Raw genomic sequence first — 23,261 nt, 5'->3', positions numbered from 1 at the left:
AAAATGACTCAATAAGTCATTTTTGACTTAAGAAGGTAATCACAGAATGAAGTCAATATACATGGTGATGACCGGGGTATTTTCTTGACCGATATAACTGTTGCATATCAACTTACTGTCCATTTGTTGTTACAATATAAAACGGGATGCTGATTATAATCAGCATCCCGTTTTAAAAAATGATTCACTACTCAATGGCAGAGTCATCTTCCAATGATATTTTCCACATTTCTTTCGCTTTTCCACTAACCGTTTCATCAAAAACAAAAGATCCATTCGTGTAACGATCATGATTTTTTAATGAAGCGGCATGGATGGTTTCAATGATTCCCTTTTCAGAAAGAATGAATAGACTGTCGGTTTTGTTAATGGTATCAAATCCAATGACCCTATGAGGATTTGATTTCAATTCCCTCAAGACCACGACACCCCGTTTTGCCCGGCTCGTTTTTTCAAACTCGGTTAATTTCATTTTCTTGATGGCTCCGCGCTGGGTAACTATAAAGATCGATTCTTTACTATCCTTGGCTAAAACCTTTCCGCCAATGACATAGTCATCTTCCTTCAAATTAATCCCTTTGACTCCTGCTGCCCGGACACCGACAATACTTACTTCTTCTTCATCAAACCATAAACCATAGCCGTTATGAGTGACTAGGAAAAGGTCTGCCTGTCCATCGGTATGATGGACATCGACCAGTTCATCTTCACCTTTTAAATTGACACCAACCAACGGTTTTGAATGTCTCTGTGCTTTATAAGAAGCTATTTCAGTCTTTTTAACCATACCATTTTTCGTGATGAACACTAAGAATTGCGGCAGGGTAAAATCTTTGATTGGAATCGCTTTTATGATTTGTTCTTCTCTGTCAATCGGAATGATGTTCGCGATATGCTGACCTGTTTCCTTCCATCGAATGTCAGGAAGCTGATGAACTGGACAATAGAGGTAGTTCCCTTTGGATGTGAAAAGCAACAGGACATCTGTTGTATTCATCTCCAGCCTCTGGAGCAGGCGATCGGAATCCTTCATGCCAAAATCAAGACCACCTGAAGCTGCAAATGACCGTAATGACGTCCGTTTAACATACCCTTCTTTCGTCACTGTCACCATCACGTCTTCACTCGCAATCAAGACTTCAAGATTAATTTTGATTTCTTCAATTTCTTTTTCTATTTTGGAACGCCGTCCGTCATCAAAGCCCTTTTTAATGAATCGAAGTTCTTTTTTTATTACTTGAAGAAGGACTTTTTCACTGCCGAGAATCTTGGTCAATTCCTCAATTTTGTTCTTCAATTCCGCTGCCTCTGCTTCAAGTGCCGTAATATCAGTATTTGTCAGCCTATATAACTGTAAGGAAACAATGGCTTCAGCTTGCGCTTCTGTAAAAGCGAATTTAGCAATGAGGTTATCTTTGGCATTCCGTTTATCTTTTGACGCACGGATGACAGAGATGACTTCATCTAATATGGACAAAGCCTTCACTAAACCATCTACGATATGTGCCCTGTCATGTGCTTTTTGCAACTCATAACGGGAACGATTCACAATTACCTCTTTACGGTGATCGATATACGCATCAAGCATTTTTGGCAGGCTCATCAATGTCGGCCGTTTTTTATAAATCGCGACCATATTAAAATTGTAAGCAATTTGAAGATCGGAATTTTTATATAAATAATGCAGGACTCCATTTGCATCCGCTTCTTTTTTCAATTCAATGACGATACGCAGTCCTGTACGGTCCGTTTCATCCCTTACTTCAGCGATGCCTTCAACTTTCCGGTCAAGACGGAACTCATCCATTTTCTTAACAAGGTTCGCTTTATTGACTTCATATGGGATTTCAGTGATGACGATTTGCTGTTTGCCGCCGCGAATCGTTTCCACTTCCGCCAAGCCGCGAATGATGATTTTACCTTTACCTGTTTCATAGGCTTTACGAATGCCTTCAATTCCTTGAATGATACCGCCTGTAGGGAAATCCGGCCCCTTAATGACCGTCATTAAATCTGCGACTGTCGCTTCAGGCTTATCGATTCGCATAATGGCTGCATCAATGACTTCACCTATTTGATGTGGTGGGATTTCCGTTGCGTAGCCGGCAGATATTCCTGTGGATCCGTTTACAAGCAAGTTAGGGAACATTGCTGGCAATACAATGGGTTCTTCCGAAGTATCATCGAAGTTCGGTACAAAATCTACAGTCCTTTTTTCAATATCACGTAACATCTCTGAGGCGATCGATGAAAGCCTGGCTTCAGTATACCGCATCGCAGCAGGCGGATCGCCATCAATACTACCATTGTTTCCGTGCATTTGAACCATGACTTTCCGAAGCTTCCAGTCTTGGCTCATCCGGACCATTGCCTCATAAACAGATGAATCTCCATGGGGGTGATAGTTACCAATTACATTACCGACTGTTTTTGCTGATTTCCTAAATCCTTTTTCCTGTGTATTTCCTTCTACATGCATCGCATACAATATCCTGCGCTGTACCGGTTTTAATCCGTCCCTTGCATCTGGCAGTGCCCGATCTTGGATAATATATTTACTGTATCGCCCGAAGCGGTCTCCGATTACCTCTTCAAGCGGCAAATCTCTAAACGTTTCTTCAAATGCCATCGTTAATGACCTCCTCTTCAATCGACATATTTTCATTATCTAAAATATTCGATTCTTCTTCGAGACCAAAAGCGACATTGGCTTCAATCCATTTACGGCGCGGTTCAACCTTGTCCCCCATTAACGTTGTCACACGTCTTTCTGCACGGGCACCATCGTCGATCTTCACGCGTATCAATGTCCTGGTTTCCGGGTTCATGGTAGTATCCCATAATTGATCGGCATTCATTTCACCCAGCCCTTTATAGCGCTGAATCATATAGCCTTTCCCTACCTTGTCTATCGCTCCCTGAAGTTCCTCATCACTCCAAGCATATTCAATGGTTTCTTTCTTTCCGGTCCCTTTACTCACTTTATATAAAGGAGGCAAGGCAATGTAAACCTTTCCTGACTCTATCAATGGCTTCATATAGCGGTAAAAGAATGTTAACAGAAGCACTTGGATATGGGCCCCATCCGTATCGGCATCAGTCATGATGATCACTTTATCATAGTTGGTGTCCGGCGTATTGAACTCTGCCCCGACCCCTGCACCGATAGCGTGGATGATCGTATTTATTTCCTCGTTTTTAAAAATGTCCGCTAGTTTGGCCTTTTCCGTATTGATAACTTTACCACGTAATGGCAGTACCGCTTGGAAACGGCGATCACGACCTTGCTTTGCGGAACCTCCTGCAGAGTCCCCTTCTACAAGATACAATTCATTCCGTTCAGGATTTTTAGATTGAGCTGGCGTTAATTTTCCAGATAGGATGGCATCGGATTTCTTCCGTTTCTTCCCGCTTCTTGCATCTTCACGCGCTTTGCGTGCTGCTTCCCGGGCCTGGAAAGCTTTAATCGATTTTTTGACCAGCAGGGTACTCGTGGTCGGATCTTCTTCAAAAAAGTAGGCTAAGTGCTCTGACACGATGGAATCGACTGCAGAACGGGCTTCACTGGTTCCAAGCTTGCTCTTGGTCTGTCCTTCGAATTGAAGAAGTTCTTCTGGGATACGTACAGAAATTATTGAAGACAATCCTTCGCGTATATCGGTACCTTCGAGGTTTTTATCTTTTTCCTTCAATAGCCCCATTTTTCTGGCATAATCATTAAATGCCCTCGTCATGGCCGTCTTTGCGCCAATCTCATGGGTGCCGCCGTCTTTTGTTCGAACATTATTTACAAAGCTTAAAATATTTTCTGAATAACCATCGTTGAATTGAAAGGCCAGATCGACTTCTATCCCATTCTGTTCCCCTTCTAGACTGACAACACTATGAAGGGTTTCTTTTTCTTCATTCAAGTAATCCACAAAAGCTTCTATTCCATTTTCATAGTGAAAAGTTTCTTGCTGGTCGTTACGTTCATCCGTCAATTCAATTTTCATGCCTTTTAGAAGAAATGCCGATTCACGGAGACGTTCACAAAGGATATCATAATTAAAAGTTGTCACCGAAAATATTTTCGGATCGGGCTTGAAGTGGATTTTGGTACCAGCTTGATTGGTTTTACCGATTTTCTCAAGAGTCGTTTCTGGCTTTCCGCCATTGAAAAACCGTTGTTCGTAAATGAACCCGTCCCTTTTGATTGTCACGACAAGCCATTCAGACAACGCATTGACGACCGAGGCACCTACTCCATGAAGGCCTCCGCTCGTTTTATATCCGCCCTGTCCAAATTTACCGCCAGCATGAAGAATCGTCAAAATGACTTCAGGCGTCGGTTTACCCAATTTATGCATACCGGTAGGCATTCCACGGCCCTTATCTGACACACTTACACTGTTATCTTTATGTATTTTCACACTAATTTGGTCTCCATATCCAGCCAAAGCCTCATCTACGGAGTTATCTACAATCTCGTACACTAAATGATGAAGTCCGCGTGCATCAGTACTGCCGATATACATACCGGGACGTTTTCTGACCGCTTCGAGTCCTTCCAGTACCTGAATTGCATCATCATTGTACTCGATTGTTTTTACTTTCTTTGCCACAGAAATTCCCCTTTCCTTACTAAACACAATTTCCGGGCCAAATCATACTGCAATGAAATGACTCACTAGCTTTAACAAATTAATTCATACGTTAATATCATATTAAAAGTATAATACTTTTACGAACAAAGAACAAGCGTTCTATTTTTTCGTCCCTTTTATTAGCGTTAGCACCCTTAGTTGGATCTTTTCACTTTGTTGAAACGTGTCATAGCTACCGTTCTAATTGTAGCGGTAATTTTTCATTTGGCAAATATACTTTTACTTTTTTAATCAAATTATTCTTAAATTGCCTGGATATGCCGCCTGTTCTCAACCTCCGCCATGGCTGGCATTATTGATTTTCACACTGCTAAACATTGCGATTCCTTTAAAAAAGAGCGGATGTTCCGCTCTTTTCACTCTACTTAGTAAGGGCGTGTTCCACTTTTATGCATCGATCCATGATGACAGTATAACCTTTTTCTTTCAAAAAATTATAGGCTTCCCCGTTTTCTACCCCAAGCTGCGCCCAAAAGATATCAGCATCGATTTCTGCAAATTCTTTGGCAATCTCGGGAAGGAATTCTGAACGGCGAAAAATATTGACGATATCGACGTGCCCTTCAATATCTTTAAGTGCCTTTACTGCCTTGACACCCAGCACTTCAGATACAGCAGGGTTTACAGGGATGATTTCATACCCGCTATCCTGCATGGCCTTCGATACCATATAAGAAGTACGCTCGGGGTTATTTGATAAACCAACAACAGCGATGCGCTTCGACTTTTTTAACATCTGACCCATTTCTTCTCTGCTTGGATTTTGTATCATTCTTATTAATCCCCTTTATCATAAAATGTAATATTTGCTTAAAAAGTATTCCTTAACAAAGATATTTTACAGAGTAAAGCTGAGTATTACCATTATTAAGAAAAACCATTATACAAGAAAGAATAGGTTTCGAAAAGGTGTGCACCACTTAATTATCCTTATGTTCATACAGGCTACCGCGTATTGTATCATTATACACAATTAGGTACTCTTCATTATTTTTACGAAAATAAGAAAACATAAACCTTTTACCCTTCATGAACTTAAACGTATATCAAAAGACGAATGTTCATCAAGGAAAATTCATTTTTCAATGGATTTTTTTTGGACATCCGTACCATTTTGTCACGAAAATGTTACAATAAGAGAAGCTTATCAGGTATTTTCAGGCTGTTTTTTAGCTATTCCTTCAGTTTATTTCCGAAAAAAGGGGAAAAACAGCCTCTTAATCGTGATAAAAATAAGAAGATTTTTCTATAAAGAAAGGGTCATACAATGCTTACATTCATCACTATACTGTCTGCCTACTTGATTGGTTCGATTCCTTCCGGTTTAATTATCGGTAAAACCTTTTACAAAATCGATATTAGGGAGCATGGCAGTAAAAATCTGGGTGGGACAAATACCTTCCGGACACTAGGTGTCAAGGCAGGGCTTACCGTTACTACCATGGATATACTAAAGGGAACTCTAGCAACTTTTCTCCCGTTATTGCTAGGCGTGGAAATGAATTTATTACTAGCTGGCTTATTTGCCGTCATTGGGCATATGTTTCCCATTTTCGCAAACTTTCGGGGCGGGAAAGCGGTGGCAACTTCTGCCGGTGTCATTCTTGCTTATGAACCATTACTTTTTGTCATTGCCGTCATCATATTCTTCATTACCTTATACATATCCAAATATGTCTCGCTTTCTTCGATGATTGCTTGTCTTCTTGCTCTTATATACTGTTTAGTGTTTCATACAAATGATTTGGCCCTTATTATTGTAATCGGTATATTAACGATTTTCATTTTTTACCGGCATCGGGCGAACATTAAACGGATTATCGATAAAACTGAACCCAAAGTCAAGTGGCTGTAAGAGAAATTCTTGTGGATATTCAAATGGAAAAAAGCCCGTCCGACGCACGGGCTTTTTTCCATTCTATAATTCATTTGATGTTTGCACGATTGCATCCATTTCAGCTATCGACTTTTTAGTCTGTTCAGCAAGTTTCCTGAGCTCATTCGAAACAGCCGCAAATCCATTACCATGTTCGCCTGCATGCGCTGCCTCGATGGCTTTAGTTCAATGATAGTAAATTTGTCTGGTCGGCTGTACAAGCTTAATAAACTCGGTAATGCTTAAGAAGGATTGGTTTAATATAACGGTTTTCATCAACATTTTTCATGAAAATAACAAGGTTGCCTGAAGTTTCACCTGTTCACTGCTTACATCCAATATACCCTCTGTCTCTTTTGCTTTTTGAAACCAGATTGCTTTTTTCGGCTTCGATTTATGAAAATCCCCATTTTCCCACTCCCCCTGATCTTGTAAATCACTAAGATATTCCATCAAATCACACGAGCTTTATATCCATTCAATTGAAAATATACAGTTCATTCGAACCATAAAAAACCCTATTCTGCCTTCGACCCAATTCTATTGTCAAGGTATAAGGTACTAGAATTTTTCTTCATTAACTTCCCATCAAAAGAATAGTATGGATTTTGTTTGATGGAGAAATGGTCAAGTAAGGATTGAATAATTGGAGAACAGAGACTACACTGGAATTAACTAATAAAAATTGATTGGAGAAAGCGCCATGAAGCCATTGCAAATATCACCGGAAACCGCATTAAAGTTATCCAAGTCCCTAAACTTGCCTTTAGAGCAAATCATGCATATGCCTACACCCGTCTTGCTGAGAAAGCTTGCCGAGGCTGAAGCACAAGAAAATACAAAATAGCTGCAGGAATCTGCAGCTATTTTTGTGTGCGTTCATATATGTGTGAAACGACCTTACGGATTACCCTTGAAAGGCGTTCAATTCTTCCCATTGATCTTGAAACTGAGCAATACCCAACTTCGTCGCATAATAATTTTTCCTTTTCGGTCCTTATGTCCTGCCAGTAACTATTTACATACTCTTTCTCCTCCAGTCTTTTTAAAGCTGGATATAAAACATGCTTTCTTTATAATGTAAATAACCATCACTTAACTGTTTGAGCTGTTCGATCATCTCATACCCTTACATTTTCTTTTGAGCCAATAATGAAAGCAACACCATTTCTGTACTCCATTTTAACAGCTCTGTTTTCCGCATTCAGCTGCCCCCTCTATATAAGGAAATTAATTAGATGGCATTTCACTATTATCATCCAAATATATACTTTCCAGAATATTTGTTACCCATTAAATATACAAATATTCAGAATTTAATTCTACCTCTTTGTGATATTTAGCCCATGAAACAAAATATGCAAAAAAACCGCTTATGGGCGGTTTTTCAATTGGTGAAAGTCATTTAAATTAAATCAGGCAACGGCTTAGGAACAGGCAAATTCCTGTGTCTGTCATCCTGTAATATATCTTTTAGATAATACTCTATGTTGGAAACAACTTCATTTGCCTCCATAACCCTTTGATATGGCTTCCAGGCAAGTTCCCCTTCATCACAGGCAGGAAAGCCCGCCTCCTGCCTCTTCAGCTCTGTAAACATACATTCCACCCGTTTGATTAAATGTCACAACCCCTCGAAAGGCCATACCCTTTACCTTCAATCCAGTTTCTTCTAGAATTTCGCGTTCCATCGATTCATCAATGGTTTCACCTTGTTCTATTTTCCCGCCTATACCATTGAATTTATGCCTATTCGGATTCTTTTGGCGATAGTCGTTTCCTTTCTTAAATCCACATTATTCGCATCTACTTCATAATTAATTTATACTTAAATAACGAACCTCTAGGAAGGAGAATTAGTATGAAACTGACCATTTCCGATCAAGCAGCTATGTGGTATATTGATGAGCTGGGGCTTCAAGAAGGCTCTCATTTGCGCTTTTATGTAAGATATGGCGGGCATAGTTCCGTCCAAAGCGGCTTTTCATTAGGTATCATGAATGAAGAACCTGAAACTGCAGCAGCCGTAACAACTATGAATGAGATTAATTTTTATGTAGAAGAAAAAGATTTATGGTACTTTGATGGTCACGATTTACTTATTACTTTTAATGAAAAACTGACTGAACCTGAATTTCACTATGAAAAGAGTGCTTGACAATAAAGCAGCGGTGTAAACTGCTGTTTTTTCTTGCTTCAATCGAGCAGATGCTCTTTAATATTTTCCGCCCTAAGAATTTCCTTTTGCTTGTCCCCTAAAAGATCGAAATGCGAGTAGCCATCCTTCCTGTGATGAATCCACTCTTTTTTAAGCCCGTATTTCTTACCCCACTCCGATAAACGCCGTAAATCTTTGCAACCCACTTTTGTAACCGTCTTGCAACCAGGAAATCGGTCGTCCAGCCAATAATGAGTTAAAAAAGCTATTTGACCTTGATCGATTTTCTGCTTCCAGGTTACTACGTCTGCCCGTTTAATCCCAAAAGCCATTTCTTAATCACCTCAATGATTGTCATTAAACCAATTCATCCTGCTTTTTATTTTTCTCATAGGCCTCATGCCAATCAGGAAACATCCGTTTAATGGATATCGGGCGGAAGGTCTCCTTTTTAACGCAAACGTGAGAAGAATGACCTGTAGCCGCCACTTCATTTTTCTCATTTACGATCTCATATCCATAAATGACCCGTAAGCCGTCATATTTTTCAATCCAGGTTTTAACCTTTACCTTATCACCATATCTAACAGGGGTTTTATACGAAGCCTGAATATCCATAACAGGCGAGAGGATGCCATCCGCTTCCATATCAGCATAATAAAACCCTAAATCATTTATCAATTTTGTCCTGCCTAGTTCCATCCATATAAAATAATTCGCATGGTAAACGACACCCATTTGATCCGTCTCTGCATACCGCACTTCAATTTCGTTTTCAGCTATGAACATTTTGTTTCCTCACTTTCATTTCTATTGCAATAAACATTTTAACATAACAACTGTTCAAATTTCATTTAAGCTGTCTCAACTGTCTGCTTCACTATATAAAGAAGGGGAGAAAGATTACGCACCTCTTTCTCCCCATTACCTATTTGTTACATATTATCGTTATTATAACCGCTTTCCCGTGCTTCTTGTTCATCTTGCATTTCTTCCTTCATTCCCTCGATGCTCTTTCTTCTTCGGTCATTTTTGGCCTTAATTGACATTTTTTCCACCTCTGAAGAGAATGATAACGTTTCATTTGCAGCGTTTATGTTTTCTTCTGTATTTTGAATTGCATCCTGAATTTTTTCAACATTATCCAATCGGTTATCCTGATTGTGTTTATATGAGCCCATTAATTTCACCTCACGTTATTTGTTTACATAATATTATTACGATTACTATCCCCTGGTTACTCGCCTTTAGTTTGAATGACCTGAGCATGTTTGCCGGATTTGTCCTGCATTTTCTTACCGTTATTCCCACCCGCTGCTATCGGTTGTGTCCCTTGATGGCTCGGTCTAAAGTGTTTGGAATCTTTTTTTGGATTACCCATTCTATCGCCTCCTCCTCTTATCATGGATAAAAAAGCGGAAATTCATGAATGCCAGTTTTTGAAAAAGCCATGAAAAAAGAGCCAGCACTTTGAAGGGACCTTCATGGCATTGGCTCTTTTAAGGAATCTTTTGCAAAATCTATTCAGCCTTTTGCATATGTTTTTTTTCCAGACGTTCCTCAAGTCTTTCCATTTGTTTAACGTCCATCAATAATTCCTTTTTGTTTTCTTTAATTAATTCTTCAAATGTCCTTTTTCTTTTTTTCATGATTTTCACCTACTTATTTTTAATATACTATTCAGTATTGCCTAATTAACGTAAAATTATGACTATATGGTCTTCACTCCATCAATTGTCATAATTATCAGATTTTTATTCTGATAAAAATCTTCTCTACTCTCTATACTTTAACCCTTTTTTCATAAACATTAACTATATTTTTTTAATTTTTTTGATTTTTCGATTAACTTTTGACAAATTTGTTAACAAATAAACGGAACCATATAAAGGTTCCGCTACTGCATGCTATTAATGTTTCGTTCCATATCTGTAAGTTGCATGGGTGATATTACCTTATTCCTGATAATGCCTTTTTTGTCGATGAAGTACGTTGTTGGAATAAAAGAAATATTATAAAGATCATTCACTGGATTTTTTGCACTTTGACTGTCCAAAGGTATGGTAAAAGTAATTCCATTATTATTTACAAAGGACTTCACATCATTTTCCGGGTCAATATTGACAGCTAGAACGACGACATCATCACCAGCCTGTTGTGTATATTTCTCCATATCCGGCATTTCCTTTTTACAAGGCGGACACCACGTTGCCCAAAAATTCAGCATTACCTTTTTTCCCTTATAATCCGATAATTCAACCTGTTTCCCATCCAAAGTTTTCAGGGTGAAATCCGGTGCTTTAGCTCCAATTTTCAATCCGCCCAATGAATCTTTTTCGTCTTTTCCCTTCGGTTCATTATCCATCGCCTGCACGATTGCTATCGTAATAAGTGACAGTAAGACCACCAAGGCAATAATTTTTTTAATCATACTCGTCCCCCTAGTCCCATTACAATAAAAATATTAGTCCATTTCCAGAAATAGAACAACTTCCCTGTTCATCTTATCAATAAAAGGACATTCGGAAAAGTGAATTTCCTAAAATCTTATCGTGATTTCCCTCTGTTTCATAAACTTGACACAAAAAAAGCGGCAAACCTACACATGTAGGTTTGCCGCTCCTCAAAAGCTTAAATTAGCCTTTTAATTTATTACGTAATACCATTTGAAGGATACCACCGTGACGGTAGTAGTCGATTTCGATTTCAGAGTCGAAACGAACAAGTACATCAAATTCTTTTACGTTTCCAGCTTCATCAGTAGCTGTAACTGTTACGATATCACGTGGTTTAACTGTTTCGTCGATTTTAACAGCAATCGCTTCTTTTCCAGTTAATCCTAGTGTTTCAGCGTTTTCGCCTTCTTTGAATTGAAGAGGAAGAACACCCATTAACGCAAGGTTAGAACGGTGAATACGCTCGAAGCTTTCAGCGATAACTGTTTTAATGCCAAGAAGGTTAGTACCTTTTGCAGCCCAGTCACGAGAGCTTCCCATACCGTAGTCTTTACCAGCAATGACAGCAAGACCTGTTCCATCAGCTTTGTATTTCATACAAGCATCATAGATAGCCATTACATCGCCTGTTGGCCAGTAAGTAGTGTAACCACCTTCTGTACCTGGAGCAACTTGGTTACGGATACGAATGTTTGCGAATGTTCCACGCATCATTGCTTCATGGTTACCACGACGAGAACCGTAAGAGTTAAAGTCACGTGGTTTCACACCATTTTCGCGAAGGTAGATACCAGCTGGTGTATCTTTACCGATTGCACCTGCAGGAGAAATGTGGTCAGTTGTTACTGAGTCACCGAATTTACCAACTACGCGCAAGCCAGAAAGTGGGTTAACTGAACCTGGTTCTGGTGATAATCCTTCAAAGAATGGAGGATTTTGAATGTATGTTGATTTAGAATCGAAAGCGTAAATTGCTTCGTTGCTTGTTTGGATTTCATTCCAACGTTTGTTATCGTTGAATACTGTTTCGTATTCTTTACGGAATAATTCCGGTGTAACTGTTGCTTTAACAGCAGCGTTAACTTCTTCTTGTGATGGCCAGATATCAGCAAGATATACATCGTTGCCATCTTTATCTTTACCAAGTGAATCATTGTTTAGATCAAAGTCCACAGTTCCAGCAAGAGCATATGCCACAACCAAAGTAGGTGAAGCAAGGTAGTTTGCTTTCACTAGTGGATGAATACGACCTTCAAAGTTACGGTTACCAGAAAGTACTGAAGTTACTAGAAGATCTGCTTCAGCAACTGCTGCTTCGATTTCGTCCGCTAATGGACCTGAGTTACCGATACATGTTGTACAGCCGTAACCAACTACGTTGAATCCTAATTGATCAAGGTATGGTTGAAGACCTGCATCACGAAGGTAACCAGTAACAACTTTAGAACCTGGTGCCAATGATGTTTTTACATAATCCGGAACAGTCAATCCTTTTTCAACTGCTTTTTTAGCAATAAGACCTGCTCCAAGCATTACGTATGGGTTAGAAGTGTTCGTACAGCTTGTGATTGCAGCAATTGCAATCGCACCTGTTTTCATTACCGCTTCTTTACCATCGGCAAATTTAACAGTTACTTCTTTATCCAATTCAGAATTGTCCATGCCGAAACCTTGGTTACCCATAGGTGCATTGATAGCATCATGGAAAGATTGTTTCATTTGAGAAAGTGGAATCAAATCTTGTGGGCGTTTAGGGCCTGAAAGGTTTGGTTCAATTGCTGAAAGGTCGATTTCCACAACATCATTGTAAGCTGGATCTTCGTTTTCAGGAGAATAGAACAATCCATTTTCTTTGCAGTAAGATTCAACAACTTTAATTTGTTTTTCATCACGGCCTGTTAAGCGCATGTAATCGATAGCTTCTGCATCAACTGGGAAGAAACCGACTGTAGCACCGTATTCAGGAGCCATGTTAGCAATTGTTGCACGGTCAGCAAGTGGAAGATATCCTACTCCAGGGCCGTAGAACTCAACAAATTTACCAACTACGCCGTGTGCACGAAGAACTTGAGTTACTTTCAATGCAAGGTCAGTAGCTGTTGTTCCTTTAGGAAGTTGACCAGTTAGTTTCACACCAACCACTTTTGGTACTGGGAAGTATGAAGGCTGTCCAAGCATACCTGCTTCTGCTTCAATACCGCCGACGCCCCAACCAAGAACACCAATACCGTTGATCATAGTAGTATGTGAATCTGTACCGAATACAGAGTCAGGGAATACTTCAAAGTCGCCGTTTGGAGATTCAACCGCATGTACTACGTTCGCAAGGTACTCAAGGTTAACTTGGTGAACGATACCAGTTGCTGGTGGAACCGCACGGTAGTTGTTGAATGATTTTTGAGCCCAGCTTAGGAACTGGTAACGTTCTGCATTACGTTCGAATTCAAGATCCATATTAGCATCAAGAGAATCAATTGTACCTGCTTTATCAACTTGTACAGAGTGGTCGATTACAAGGTCAACTGGAATTTCCGGGTTGATTTTATCAGGATCTCCACCAAGTGCAGCGAATGCATTACGTAGAGATGCTAAATCTACAACAACTGGAACACCAGTGAAATCTTGTAGGATAACACGTGAAGGCTTGAACGGAACATCTATATCTTGTTGCTCACTTGTTCCCCACTTAGCAAGGTTCGCAACGTGTTCTTTTGTGATTACTCTTCCGTCTACTTGGCGAAGTACTGCTTCAAGTAGGACTTTAATGGAATATGGAAGGCGTGATACTTGGCCGTCCCCTGCTTTTTCAATAGCGTCTAGGCTGTAGTAGTTGTAGCGTTCCCCTTCAATTTCAAAGGATTTACGCGCTTGGTATACGTCATTTTTCGTCATGAATATTACCCCCAATTAAACTGTCAGAACTTATTCTGCACATAAAAGTAAAACCTGGTTCTCTGAAACCATGTCTACTATAAATATAAGTAAAAAAAGTTAGTTTGTCGAATTTCTTCTCTCTTCTCCCACCCTAACTCTTCCTTCAACCTAATACTAATATAGAAATGAGTATAAGTAAATAACAAGAAAGTTATTGTTTTTGATAAGTTTCTCTTATAGAAAAAAATTCTCCACATATTAAAGTGCATTTAGGAAGCCTTACTGATATGCAATTTATCGAAAATACCCCTATTTTGGCCTGATAAATTATTCCAGTAAAACATATTGGTCATTCATACATAATCATTCAACATTATCGCATTCTATGGGTGGAGGTGTCGAAATGACAAAACAAAAGGCAAATCATGTTATACCAGGTATGAATGCTGCAAAAGCGCAAGGTAATGGAGCTGGGTATAATGATGAACTGGGAAATGAACCGCCATTATCGGAAATGCAAAGGCAAAATAATAAAAAAAGAAAGAAAAACCAATGATTTCCCTCATTTCTAGGCTTTAAATAAGATAGGCTTTTTGAAATGGCAGATATACTGCATTTTTCAAGAAGCCTATTCCATTCTAAAAACAGGAAACGCCGGATAGAACCAGTCACTCAATAGTCCTCTGAATTGACCTCATTGACGATTGCCTGAATATCCTGCTCGAATTGTTTCAATTGTTCTCTCTGATGCTCGGAAGCGGTGACTAAAGCAGATTGAATTTGCTGATAGGCCTCGTTCACTTCCTGCTTCACATGTTTCAATTCCGTTCCGTAATTCGGTGCGTTCTTCTCGATGGATGAATATACATCAAATACTTGTTGATAGCTTTGCTGGGCTTCCTGGAATGTCCTTCGCTTATCTTGTTTATCCTGCATTTGGTTCAGCTCCTTAATTAGTGTCCATCCATAGCATGTACGAGGTTTGCAAATATATGTATGTGAATAAAATTTCACGGACTGATTATCTTAAGAAGTAGGAGGGATCGCACATGAACAAAAATGATGGTAAAAATAACGCACCTAAAGGAAATAACACAGGTCAACCTGCACCGTTAAGCGGTTCTCATAAGGTAAAAAATAGACAGCACTCCCGTCAGAAGCATAATAGCAGTCATGATATGTAGGCAGCTTTTATAAACGTTTCCATAACGAAGCGGTGCCGCCCTTAGGGCAGACACCGCTTTCGTTTGATGTTTACGCAGCAATCAAGTCGCAAGAAGAATGTTCGATAACTTCCTATTATAATGCAGAAATTATCGGTACCTCTTTAAAACACTTTACCTTGGATTTCAGATCCGTTCATTACAGTTATTCAGCCAAAATAACGATGATATAAAGTTTTGGCTTCTGAGATTTCTTTTGTTCCATGGATCAAGGCACGTCCATCTTTAAAAACAACCATCCGATGGGTTCCGATTGAAAATGAAAGTAAATAGGGATTTCTAATGATTTTGCCACCTTGTGGTAACAGATTTTTTTCAAGTTCCGCTAAGTCTCTTTCAAGTTTCATCGCCGGCCGAATCTGGACAGAATCCCTCCCGCATAATACGGCAGTCTTTATACGATTTGAATAGGATAGATGCGGATAAGTACGATTTGACCCACAAGACAAACAACTGTCTTTTTTTAATTTCGCTACATCTATGGACGAATGCTCATTTTTCCAAAGATCGAACGAAACGATCTTGTTTCTAAGTGATGCATAATCTTCTACAAGGATTTTTAAGGCTTCCGTCATTTGGTGGGCAACGACCGTTTGAACAGCAGGACTAATGATTCCCGCCGTATCACAGGTCAGTCCTCCAATCGGAACCGTTTCCAGCAAACAATTCAAACATGGGGTCACCTCTGGGATCACCGTGTAACTTATCCCATAACTCCCTACACAGGCCCCGTAAATCCAGGGTATTTTATATTTTTGTGCGCTATCATTAATTAGCATCCTGGTATCGAAATTATCAGTGGCGTCCAATATTAAATCCACGCCTTCAACGAGCTTTGCCAGTTCATCCACCGAAACATCCGCAACAAGCGATTTTACGATAACATCAGAATTTAACGCATTCAAACGATTCTTCGCTGCCACAGCTTTCGGTATTCTTTTTTCAGCATCTTCTTCACAATAAAGCTGTTGTCTTTGCAGGTTGCTCCACTCCACATAATCTCTGTCAACAATGGTCAGTTTCCCAATTCCTGCTCGTACAAGGCCTTCTGCACTTCCCGTACCGAGAGCACCCGCTCCAATCACCAAAACGTGTTTATTGCGAATTTTCAATTGTCCTTCATTCCCTATAGGGCCAAAAATTTCTTGTCGTGAATAACGTTCAGTCATCCAATGCTCATTCCTTCAACTGGACTGCTTGCAATGGCGTACTCATTTTTTTCTATTCTGCCCGCTTCATAACCCATGCGACCTGCCTCAATGGCAAGTTTCATTGCTTTCGCCATTTTGATTGGGTTTTTTGCTCCGGAAACTGCAGTGTTAAGCAACACGCCATCCGCACCTAATTCCATGGCAATTGCCGCATCGGAGGGTGTTCCAATCCCTGCATCAACAATTACAGGAACCTTTGATTGTTCCATGATGAATCGCAAGTTCAGTGGGTTTATAATTCCTTGACCTGAGCCAATCGGTGAAGCACCAGGCATTATTGCATGACAGCCCACTTCTTCCAAGCGTTTTGCAAGCAAAACATCATCCGAAGTATAGGGTAATACAGTGAATCCCAGTTTCACTAATTCTTCAGCAGCTTTTAAGGTTTCAATCGGATCAGGCAGAAGTGTTTTTTGACAGCCGATGACTTCCACCTTAATCATGTCACATAAACCAGAAGCCTTAGCAAGTTGGGCAATGCGCACTGCTTCTTTTGCCGTCTTGGCTCCTGCTGTATTGGGAAGGAGTGTATATTTTTTCAAATCAAGCTTTTCTAAAAAATTTGGTTGACTGGCTTCGAAAATATTCATTCTCCGAACTGCAAATGTTAATATTTCCGTCTCCGAAACCTCCACTGATTGCTTTTGAACATCGAAGTTTGGATATTTCCCAGTACCTAATAATAACCTAGAAGAAAATTCATAAGAACCAATCTTTAACATATCATCCGCCTCCTACAAAATGTACAATCTCGACCTTGTCCCCATTTGACAAAAGTGTTTCACTTTGATTTTCTTTTGCTAATATTTCATCATTCAATTCAACGATCACTACTTTTTGATGTAAATTAAAGTGTTGCAAAAGTCCTGTAACTGTTGACTCATCAGCAGGAATACGTATTTTTTCCCCGTTAATAATCAATTCCAATTCATTCACCTCCATTATGAAAATTGGGTCTGTATCGAACGCTCCAATCGAAAAGCGGACCATTCAGGGTTTGTCTTCCCTTCCACAATATCCGCAATAAGTACACCTGTAATTGGAGAAAGCAGGATACCATTCCTGAAGTGACCCGTTGCAATGAAAAGTCCTTTGTATGCTGGATGTTCACCAAAGTACGGAAGGCCGTCCCCTGTTTGGGGGCGTATACCTGCCCATGTCTTTTCCCACTCGGTTTCTTTAATTGCCGGAAGCAATTGCGTTGCCTTTTCTATTAACGTTGAGATCCCTTCCATACTTACCTTTTGATCGAAAGTGTTCGCTTTTACCGTTGCCCCGACAATGATTCTCCCGCCAACTTTGGGTACAAGATAGCAGCCATGTGAAAAGATCGTTTTTTCAAGCAATGGACGATCAGTCAGAACGGAGAAGCACTCCCCCTTTATCGGATAGGTATCGAGGTTTATTCCTGACTTTTCAAGGAGGAAAGCACTCCACGCCCCACTTGCCACAATTACATTTTCACTTGAAAATTCGCCTATATTAGTGGACACTCCTTTTACATATCCATTTTCCGTACGTAAATCAAAAACATGGACAAATTCCTTTATATCCACACCAAGGGCAGCTGCAGATTTAGTAAAAGCGAGCGACAGCCTAGTTGCTGAAACTTGTCCATCCCCCGGAATGAACATGCCTCCCTTAATCTCATCCGATAGAAGCGGTTCCGTTTTCCTCATTTCGGCAGTAGATAACCATTCCGCCTCAAGTCCCGCATCTTGCTGGACTTTGATCATTTTCTTCAACTCTGCAACCTGGTCATCCGTAAGCGCCACCTTAAACATACCCTTATTCACTAATTCGATGTCTATTCCACTTATGTCTTTCAATTCTTTCGACAGTGCAGGAAACATCCCCCTGCTTCGGCTTGCCAATGTAAAGAGCGGGTTATCTGCATCCAGCTCAGCCTGTGCTCCTAACATCCCGGCTGCAGCACTTGAAGCTTTACTGGCAAGTCTATCTTTTTCCAATAAAAGGACCTTTTTACCTCGTTTGGCTAATTGAAAAGCAATGGATCCACCAATTACTCCTCCCCCAACAATGATTGCATCATATATGGAATTCATCTTATGTCTCCTTTCCTAAAGACTTCGAATATTCTTTAACGGCTCTAACCGGATTTTCCGCTTCAAGCACACCTGACATGACTGCAATTCCTTGTGCCCCAGCATCCCTTACAATTTGGCAATTGGAGGGTGTTATTCCGCCTATTGCAATAATCGGAAGATTGACATTTTTTGTGATTGCATGAAGCTCCTCAACTCCCTTAGGAGGAAGGCCGCGTTTTGAATCCGTTTCAAAAACATGACCATAGATCGCGTAATTGGCCCCATAGCGGAAAGCGGCTTTTGCTTCATCCATGGAATGGATCGAACAGCCAACACTCATCCCAGGAAATGCTCTTTTTACGACTCCTGCATCTAAACTATGAAAAGCCAATTGCACACCAAATACGTTGCGCGCCCAGGCTACATCCACCCTGTCATTAATGATGATCTTAGACAGCGGAATCTTATTATTATGTAACAGGGTCACTGCTCGATAGAGTTCTGATGCATTCATATTTTTTTCCCTTAGATAGAAGAAATCAACATGTTCTTGAATGTTTGAAGCGATTTCTACGAACTTTTCAATTGGCTGTTTTCCAGTAGAAATAATATGCAATTCTTGTGCATTCATACTTAGAACCCCTAACTAGTAAACTTGCAATCTCATAAAATCAAATAGGAAGTAACGGGAAATGAACCGATAGATAAAACCCTGCCAACAGCAGGATGATAAAATACAGAATGAATCCATGGTCTTTTATTGAAAACCCAAATTCATAATAGTATGTTCGATCCCGAGTGTCTGTAAATCGCTTCGCCTCCATCGCAACCGCGATTCTGTGAGCACGTCTGATGCTTCCGGATAACAATGGGATGGAATAGGCTTTCATTTTATAATATACGGATCTGATCCCTTTTCCCCTTTCGAAACCGCGTACCTTCATCGCGTTTCGTATCGTTTGTAACTCTTCCATCATGATGGGGATGAGCCTTAAAGCTGCCATGAAACTATAAGCATATTTCGGTTTAAGCTTAACTTGCTGCATTAAGGAATAAAACAAGTTCACAGGTCTCGTCGTCAAGGAAAAAGTTAAACCAAGTGCCGCAAAAAGCAAAGCTCGAAAGCCTACCAGTAATCCCCTCATGAAACTTTCTTCCGTAATCGATATAAGACCCCACTTAAACCAAAGTGTCTCACCTTTACCGAATAAAATCATTGCTAGAGAAGTGGATATAAAAATGAAACAAAAAGGGATTGACAAAAGTAAGATGCGTTTCATCGAATGCCCCGTAAAACACAAAAATAAGAATAAAACACCAATGGTCACATTCATCATATAATTCAGATCATGAATGAATAATGCCACAATGCATAAAACAAGCAATGCGCATAGTTTAAGGCTTGGATTAACCTTATGGAGCCATGTTTCTGCACTTGAAACATTCATCTACATGACACTCCTTTTAAAATGATAAAACTTTGGTCTCCATAAATCCGGATTGCGTGTTGACCTTTTCATCACTTATTACATTTCCGTCTTTAACCGTCCAGATCCTGGTTGCAAAGTTTCTTGAAATATGATCGTCATGAGTTACCATGATCACTGTTGTTCCGCGCCTTCGATATTCCTCAAACCATTCCAGTAATGCAAAGGTATTTTTCGAATCTTGGCCAAAGGTAGGCTCATCCAAGAGAATGATTTTTTTGTCTATGACGATAGAGGCAGCTACGCTTAAGCGACGCTTTTGACCCATTGATAATTGAAATGGATGTTTATCCCGATGGGCCTCTAGGCGGAACACTTCAAGCAATGATTGAACTCTCTCCATTATTTCTTGTTGTGGCCTTTTTCCAATTCGCAATGAATAAGCAATCTCTTCATATACAGAATTTGCAATGAACTGAAACTCAGGATTTTGAAAGACAAACGTCATATGATCGGTTAGATTTTTCACCCTTTTAATAGGGGCTCCCATTAATTCATACGTACCATTCGTTTTTATGAACTGCATCAGTGCATGCAAAAGAGTACTCTTCCCCGCGCCATTTTCTCCCCTGATTACAATCCATTCCCCTGAATGGACCATCAATTCTTCAACCTTGATTTTTTCCTCTTTATTCCGAAAACCGCTAAAGCCTTGCACATGCACTAAGGGTGAACCGTCTGCAAATTGTTGTTCCCGAATGGGGGCATTCTCTTGTATATATTCATCCCAAACACCAGGGAACCAAATTCCATGTTCTTTCATTTCCTTTTTATATAGTGAAAGAATGGTATCTCTTGGACCATCAGCCATGATTTCACCTTCACCGTTAAAAAGCACGATTCGTTCGATGAATTCTAAAACATGGTCGATTTTATGCTCGACGATAATTACCGTTTTGTCTCGACCGACTTCCTTCAACAAACCCCAGATTTCTTTAGTTCCTTCCGGATCAAGCATGGCGGTTGGTTCATCTAAAAATATCACTTCCGGTTCAAGGGCCAATACTGAAGCGATTGCCAGACGCTGTTTCATCCCGCCTGATAATGTTTCTATACTTGTATGGCCTAGGTTCAATCCTACTTTACGAATATGATTTTGGATTTTCTCATTCATTTCTTCTTTAGGGACGGAAAGGTTCTCAAGGACGAAGGCAATTTCCTCATCAGCAAATGGCATGCAAAACTGACTATCAGGGTCTTGAAAAACATATCCCCATGAAGAAGCGCATTTCAATTTCTCCGCTTTCATCGGGACTTCGATGGAATTCGGAATCAATCCGCTTAACACTTGCAAAAGAGTCGACTTACCACATCCTGATGGTCCCAACAATAGAACTTTTTCACCTTTATCAATCGAGACTGATAGGTCCTTGAAAATCAAAGACCCATCACCTGGAAATTTCATTCTTAACTTCTCAACAGAAACGATTGGTTTCATGGCCATCAACCTCTACTTTTGGTCCAGTTCTGCATAATCTTTACTTGAAACTGGACGAACTAGATTAGTTACTCCTGTTGCTTCCAGGACTTTAACTAGATAATAAGCAGTTACACCTGCAAAGAATATGGAACCCACAAACCTCGCTATCATGAATAACGATAAATTCCAAAGAGTGAGAGCACCTATTTCCCCGTAGGCAAAATCCATTAATACTGATGCAAGGCAGGAAGCTATCGCAGCTAAAACGGCCACCGGCATATTGAATTTTTTATATTTGAACGCCATGAATACCAGTTCAGCGAACAAACCTTGGACCACCCCATATAAGAGTACGGACAGCCCCCATGGTGAACCTAGAAAGAATTCACCTGAAGCTGCAGCTATCTCTGCCAGAAGTGCCACACCCGGTTTCCGTAAAATCAAAAAGGCGACGGGGCCAGCTATAAACCACATTCCATAAATAAGTTGATCTAGATGTAATCCTAATGGTTTAACGGAATAATAAATCGAACCCCAAAGGATATAAACGATTCCAAATGCTACGGCAATCACGATCGTGACTAATATATCCGTTAATTTCAATCCTTTTTTCATATTTCAATCTCCTTTATACTTCTAGTGTTTCCTTATGCACAGGCCATGTCTCTAAACGATAAGCCATTTCCCAAAATGAGTACTCATATTGGCTGCTAAGGATAAAATGCTCCTTCATTCTTTCCTTATCTTCATCTGTTACCTTTTCAGCAATCTCATCAAGCCTCGCAATTTGTTCTTCTACCAAAGAGCGGAACCACTCTCCGCCGTAAGCCGCTATCCATTCTTGATAAATCGGCTCTTCCGGTTTACACTCTTGCAGCTTTTCACCTATTTCATAATACAGCCAATAACATGGCAAGATAGCCGCAATAACGTCACCTAAATGTCCAGAATATGCCGCACGATACATATGGGAAGTGTAAGCATAGGCAGTCGGGGCAGGTTTGAAATTTTCCCGTTCTTCTTTGGTGATGCCTAATCTCTCAGAAAAATTTTCATGAAGCTTCAACTCCGCTTCATATGTTCCCTGTGCGTGGCCGGCAAGCCTGCTTGTTGTATGTAAATCTGTAGCCTTGACTGCTCCTAAAGCCTGAACTCTAGCAAAATGAGATAAATAATAGGCATCCTGCTTGACATAAAAACGAAAACACTCTATTGGCAATGTGCCATCTCCTATTCCTGCAACAAACGGGTGATTAAAGCTAGCTTCCCAAATATGATCAACTTCCTGGCGGATTTCCTCTGAAAACTTCATGTCCATTACCTCCAAATTCTATTTTTTTATGAATGATACGGATAAAAGCCTTTTATAACCCCTTTTTTTTGCAAATAAAAAACCACTTTCTTTAACGTAAAGAAAGTGGTTGTACTTGAAAAAATACAGAAACGTATTGTCCCAGACCCCACTTCCCTACGCTGGTATAAACCAGATCAGGTTCTAAGGGTCTTAAAGTCATACTTTAATCTCAGCTTCTCAGGTAAAATCAGTTTTACCTATAAAGCACCCCTAGTGGTACAAATTGTATATATATTTCATTTGCCTTTATATTAACACGATAAATCCAATTGTCAAACGTATTAGAAAAGTTTTCAATCAAAGATGTTCATTATTAATCTTTTGGATTACTAGTCTTTCAATCTTCTAATACGTTAAGGATGAAGAAAAGAGGATGCCGCAGCCCCCCCCATTCTCTATGGAATAATAAGATACTCTTATCCTCTTTTTTTAAGGCTGTTTTCACATACTTTGTTGCTATTTACCAGGTAGTGAGTTGTGGTTGATTTCCCCTCCAGATGCTCGCTTT

28 protein-coding genes, 1 pseudogene and 1 riboswitch are annotated in these 23,261 nt (G+C 39.9%); of the genes and pseudogenes, 5 read left to right on the top strand and 24 right to left on the bottom strand.

The features are described from left to right. Positions 1-187 precede the first annotated feature (187 nt). The 3 genes from parC to ACFX4L_RS07025 all read right to left on the bottom strand — a co-directional run bounded on the left by parC (position 188) and on the right by ACFX4L_RS07025 (position 5,418). Positions 188-2,629 carry a DNA topoisomerase IV subunit A gene (gene parC, locus ACFX4L_RS07035; RefSeq protein WP_061462992.1) on the bottom strand — a complete coding sequence of 814 codons (2,442 nt, stop codon included), beginning with the start codon at positions 2,627-2,629 and terminating at the stop codon, positions 188-190. Beyond that, on the bottom strand, positions 2,619-4,604 hold the full coding sequence (gene parE / locus ACFX4L_RS07030) for a DNA topoisomerase IV subunit B (RefSeq protein ID WP_377385185.1): 1,986 nt from the start codon (positions 4,602-4,604) through the stop codon (positions 2,619-2,621). Before parE ends, parC begins: the two co-directional genes overlap by 11 nt. A 403-nt stretch (positions 4,605-5,007) precedes the next feature. Continuing rightward, complete coding sequence (locus ACFX4L_RS07025; RefSeq protein WP_125161544.1) at positions 5,008-5,418, bottom strand: CoA-binding protein; 411 nt, start codon at positions 5,416-5,418, stop codon at positions 5,008-5,010. A gap of 495 nt (positions 5,419-5,913) precedes the next feature. Between ACFX4L_RS07025 and plsY the strand changes: the two genes are divergently transcribed. Next, positions 5,914-6,501, top strand: coding sequence for a glycerol-3-phosphate 1-O-acyltransferase PlsY (plsY, locus tag ACFX4L_RS07020; protein WP_125161545.1), 588 nt, complete (start codon positions 5,914-5,916; stop codon positions 6,499-6,501). A gap of 63 nt (positions 6,502-6,564) precedes the next feature. Here the strand turns inward: plsY and ACFX4L_RS07015 are convergent, their stop codons facing one another. Both ACFX4L_RS07015 and ACFX4L_RS07010 read right to left on the bottom strand, forming a co-directional pair. Further along, on the bottom strand, positions 6,565-6,699 hold the full coding sequence (locus ACFX4L_RS07015) for a methyl-accepting chemotaxis protein (protein WP_284472079.1): 135 nt from the start codon (positions 6,697-6,699) through the stop codon (positions 6,565-6,567). A gap of 108 nt (positions 6,700-6,807) precedes the next feature. Beyond that, the gene (locus ACFX4L_RS07010; RefSeq protein WP_377404417.1) at positions 6,808-6,975 is read right to left on the bottom strand and encodes a hypothetical protein; all 168 of its coding nucleotides are present in this window, start codon (positions 6,973-6,975) and stop codon (positions 6,808-6,810) included. A 250-nt stretch (positions 6,976-7,225) separates the two neighbouring features. Here ACFX4L_RS07010 and ACFX4L_RS07005 point away from each other — a divergent pair, with 250 nt between their 5' ends. Beyond that, positions 7,226-7,369, top strand: a complete 144-nt coding sequence (locus ACFX4L_RS07005; protein WP_081108790.1) for a YycC family protein — start codon at positions 7,226-7,228, stop codon at positions 7,367-7,369. A 558-nt stretch (positions 7,370-7,927) separates the two neighbouring features. Here ACFX4L_RS07005 and ACFX4L_RS07000 read toward each other — a convergent pair. Continuing rightward, entirely contained in the window at positions 7,928-8,122 is a 195-nt protein-coding gene (locus tag ACFX4L_RS07000) for an NUDIX hydrolase (RefSeq protein ID WP_377384567.1), read from the bottom strand. Beyond that, positions 8,076-8,273: pseudogene (locus ACFX4L_RS06995) on the bottom strand (NUDIX domain-containing protein); the annotation flags it as partial. The pseudogene ACFX4L_RS06995 and the gene ACFX4L_RS07000, both read right to left, overlap by 47 nt. A gap of 110 nt (positions 8,274-8,383) precedes the next feature. On the opposite strand from ACFX4L_RS06995, the gene ACFX4L_RS06990 reads away from it, so the two are divergent. Then, entirely contained in the window at positions 8,384-8,680 is a 297-nt protein-coding gene (locus tag ACFX4L_RS06990) for a HesB/YadR/YfhF family protein (RefSeq protein WP_377404414.1), read from the top strand. Between the two features lie 38 nt (positions 8,681-8,718). On the opposite strand, the gene ACFX4L_RS06985 is transcribed toward ACFX4L_RS06990, so the two are convergent. The 7 genes from ACFX4L_RS06985 to acnA all read right to left on the bottom strand — a co-directional run bounded on the left by ACFX4L_RS06985 (position 8,719) and on the right by acnA (position 14,028). Then, on the bottom strand, positions 8,719-9,012 hold the full coding sequence (locus tag ACFX4L_RS06985; RefSeq protein ID WP_061462986.1) for a hypothetical protein: 294 nt from the start codon (positions 9,010-9,012) through the stop codon (positions 8,719-8,721). Positions 9,013-9,037: 25 nt separating this feature from the next. Further along, entirely contained in the window at positions 9,038-9,469 is a 432-nt protein-coding gene (locus ACFX4L_RS06980; RefSeq protein WP_061462985.1) for an acyl-CoA thioesterase, read from the bottom strand. A 146-nt stretch (positions 9,470-9,615) separates the two neighbouring features. Continuing rightward, on the bottom strand, positions 9,616-9,861 hold the full coding sequence (tlp, locus tag ACFX4L_RS06975) for a small acid-soluble spore protein Tlp (RefSeq protein WP_377404412.1): 246 nt from the start codon (positions 9,859-9,861) through the stop codon (positions 9,616-9,618). A 56-nt stretch (positions 9,862-9,917) separates the two neighbouring features. After that, positions 9,918-10,061 carry an acid-soluble spore protein N gene (locus tag ACFX4L_RS06970; RefSeq protein ID WP_048678620.1) on the bottom strand — a complete coding sequence of 48 codons (144 nt, stop codon included), beginning with the start codon at positions 10,059-10,061 and terminating at the stop codon, positions 9,918-9,920. 139 nt (positions 10,062-10,200) lie between these two features. Beyond that, positions 10,201-10,329, bottom strand: a complete 129-nt coding sequence (locus ACFX4L_RS06965; protein ID WP_081108788.1) for an FbpB family small basic protein — start codon at positions 10,327-10,329, stop codon at positions 10,201-10,203. 248 nt (positions 10,330-10,577) lie between these two features. Then, complete coding sequence (locus tag ACFX4L_RS06960; protein ID WP_284470912.1) at positions 10,578-11,111, bottom strand: TlpA disulfide reductase family protein; 534 nt, start codon at positions 11,109-11,111, stop codon at positions 10,578-10,580. 205 nt (positions 11,112-11,316) lie between these two features. Further along, positions 11,317-14,028 (bottom strand): aconitate hydratase AcnA, encoded by a 2,712-nt coding sequence (acnA, locus tag ACFX4L_RS06955; protein ID WP_125163057.1) that lies wholly within the window; start codon positions 14,026-14,028, stop codon positions 11,317-11,319. Positions 14,029-14,413: 385 nt separating this feature from the next. On the opposite strand from acnA, the gene sspO reads away from it, so the two are divergent. After that, positions 14,414-14,566 (top strand): small acid-soluble spore protein O, encoded by a 153-nt coding sequence (sspO, locus tag ACFX4L_RS06950; protein ID WP_034312428.1) that lies wholly within the window; start codon positions 14,414-14,416, stop codon positions 14,564-14,566. Between the two features lie 116 nt (positions 14,567-14,682). Here the strand turns inward: sspO and ACFX4L_RS06945 are convergent, their stop codons facing one another. After that, complete coding sequence (locus tag ACFX4L_RS06945) at positions 14,683-14,946, bottom strand: hypothetical protein (RefSeq protein ID WP_061462981.1); 264 nt, start codon at positions 14,944-14,946, stop codon at positions 14,683-14,685. Positions 14,947-15,059: 113 nt separating this feature from the next. Between ACFX4L_RS06945 and ACFX4L_RS06940 the strand changes: the two genes are divergently transcribed. Then, positions 15,060-15,194 (top strand): small acid-soluble spore protein P, encoded by a 135-nt coding sequence (locus ACFX4L_RS06940; protein ID WP_061462980.1) that lies wholly within the window; start codon positions 15,060-15,062, stop codon positions 15,192-15,194. 188 nt (positions 15,195-15,382) lie between these two features. Here ACFX4L_RS06940 and ACFX4L_RS06935 read toward each other — a convergent pair whose 3' ends face one another. From ACFX4L_RS06935 to tenA, 9 genes are read right to left on the bottom strand one after another with little or no spacing between them, the layout of a single operon-like run. After that, positions 15,383-16,402, bottom strand: coding sequence for a thiazole biosynthesis adenylyltransferase ThiF (locus ACFX4L_RS06935; protein WP_377404409.1), 1,020 nt, complete (start codon positions 16,400-16,402; stop codon positions 15,383-15,385). Continuing rightward, on the bottom strand, positions 16,399-17,166 hold the full coding sequence (locus tag ACFX4L_RS06930; protein WP_284470915.1) for a thiazole synthase: 768 nt from the start codon (positions 17,164-17,166) through the stop codon (positions 16,399-16,401). The genes ACFX4L_RS06935 and ACFX4L_RS06930 overlap by 4 nt, the downstream gene beginning before the upstream one ends. A 1-nt stretch (position 17,167) precedes the next feature. Continuing rightward, complete coding sequence (thiS, locus tag ACFX4L_RS06925) at positions 17,168-17,371, bottom strand: sulfur carrier protein ThiS (RefSeq protein WP_061462977.1); 204 nt, start codon at positions 17,369-17,371, stop codon at positions 17,168-17,170. 14 nt (positions 17,372-17,385) lie between these two features. Next, a complete protein-coding gene (gene thiO, locus ACFX4L_RS06920; protein WP_377404406.1) occupies positions 17,386-18,510 on the bottom strand; it encodes a glycine oxidase ThiO in 1,125 nt (374 codons plus the stop codon). A gap of 1 nt (position 18,511) precedes the next feature. After that, entirely contained in the window at positions 18,512-19,123 is a 612-nt protein-coding gene (locus tag ACFX4L_RS06915; RefSeq protein WP_377384577.1) for a thiamine phosphate synthase, read from the bottom strand. Between the two features lie 40 nt (positions 19,124-19,163). Continuing rightward, positions 19,164-19,940, bottom strand: coding sequence for an energy-coupling factor transporter transmembrane component T family protein (locus ACFX4L_RS06910; RefSeq protein WP_089363060.1), 777 nt, complete (start codon positions 19,938-19,940; stop codon positions 19,164-19,166). A 16-nt stretch (positions 19,941-19,956) separates the two neighbouring features. Then, a complete protein-coding gene (locus ACFX4L_RS06905; RefSeq protein ID WP_377404403.1) occupies positions 19,957-21,417 on the bottom strand; it encodes an ABC transporter ATP-binding protein in 1,461 nt (486 codons plus the stop codon). 12 nt (positions 21,418-21,429) lie between these two features. Then, positions 21,430-22,014 carry an ECF transporter S component gene (locus ACFX4L_RS06900; RefSeq protein ID WP_061462972.1) on the bottom strand — a complete coding sequence of 195 codons (585 nt, stop codon included), beginning with the start codon at positions 22,012-22,014 and terminating at the stop codon, positions 21,430-21,432. A 13-nt stretch (positions 22,015-22,027) separates the two neighbouring features. Beyond that, entirely contained in the window at positions 22,028-22,711 is a 684-nt protein-coding gene (gene tenA / locus ACFX4L_RS06895) for a thiaminase II (RefSeq protein WP_061462971.1), read from the bottom strand. A gap of 136 nt (positions 22,712-22,847) precedes the next feature. Further along, positions 22,848-22,975: riboswitch (TPP riboswitch) on the bottom strand. Positions 22,976-23,261 lie beyond the last annotated feature (286 nt).

The organism is Peribacillus sp. YIM B13482, from assembly GCF_042787975.1.
Taxonomy (GTDB): domain Bacteria; phylum Bacillota; class Bacilli; order Bacillales; family DSM-1321; genus Peribacillus; species Peribacillus simplex_A.
Note: the sequence above shows the minus strand (reverse complement) of the source record. Positions and strands in the feature narration are given on the sequence as shown.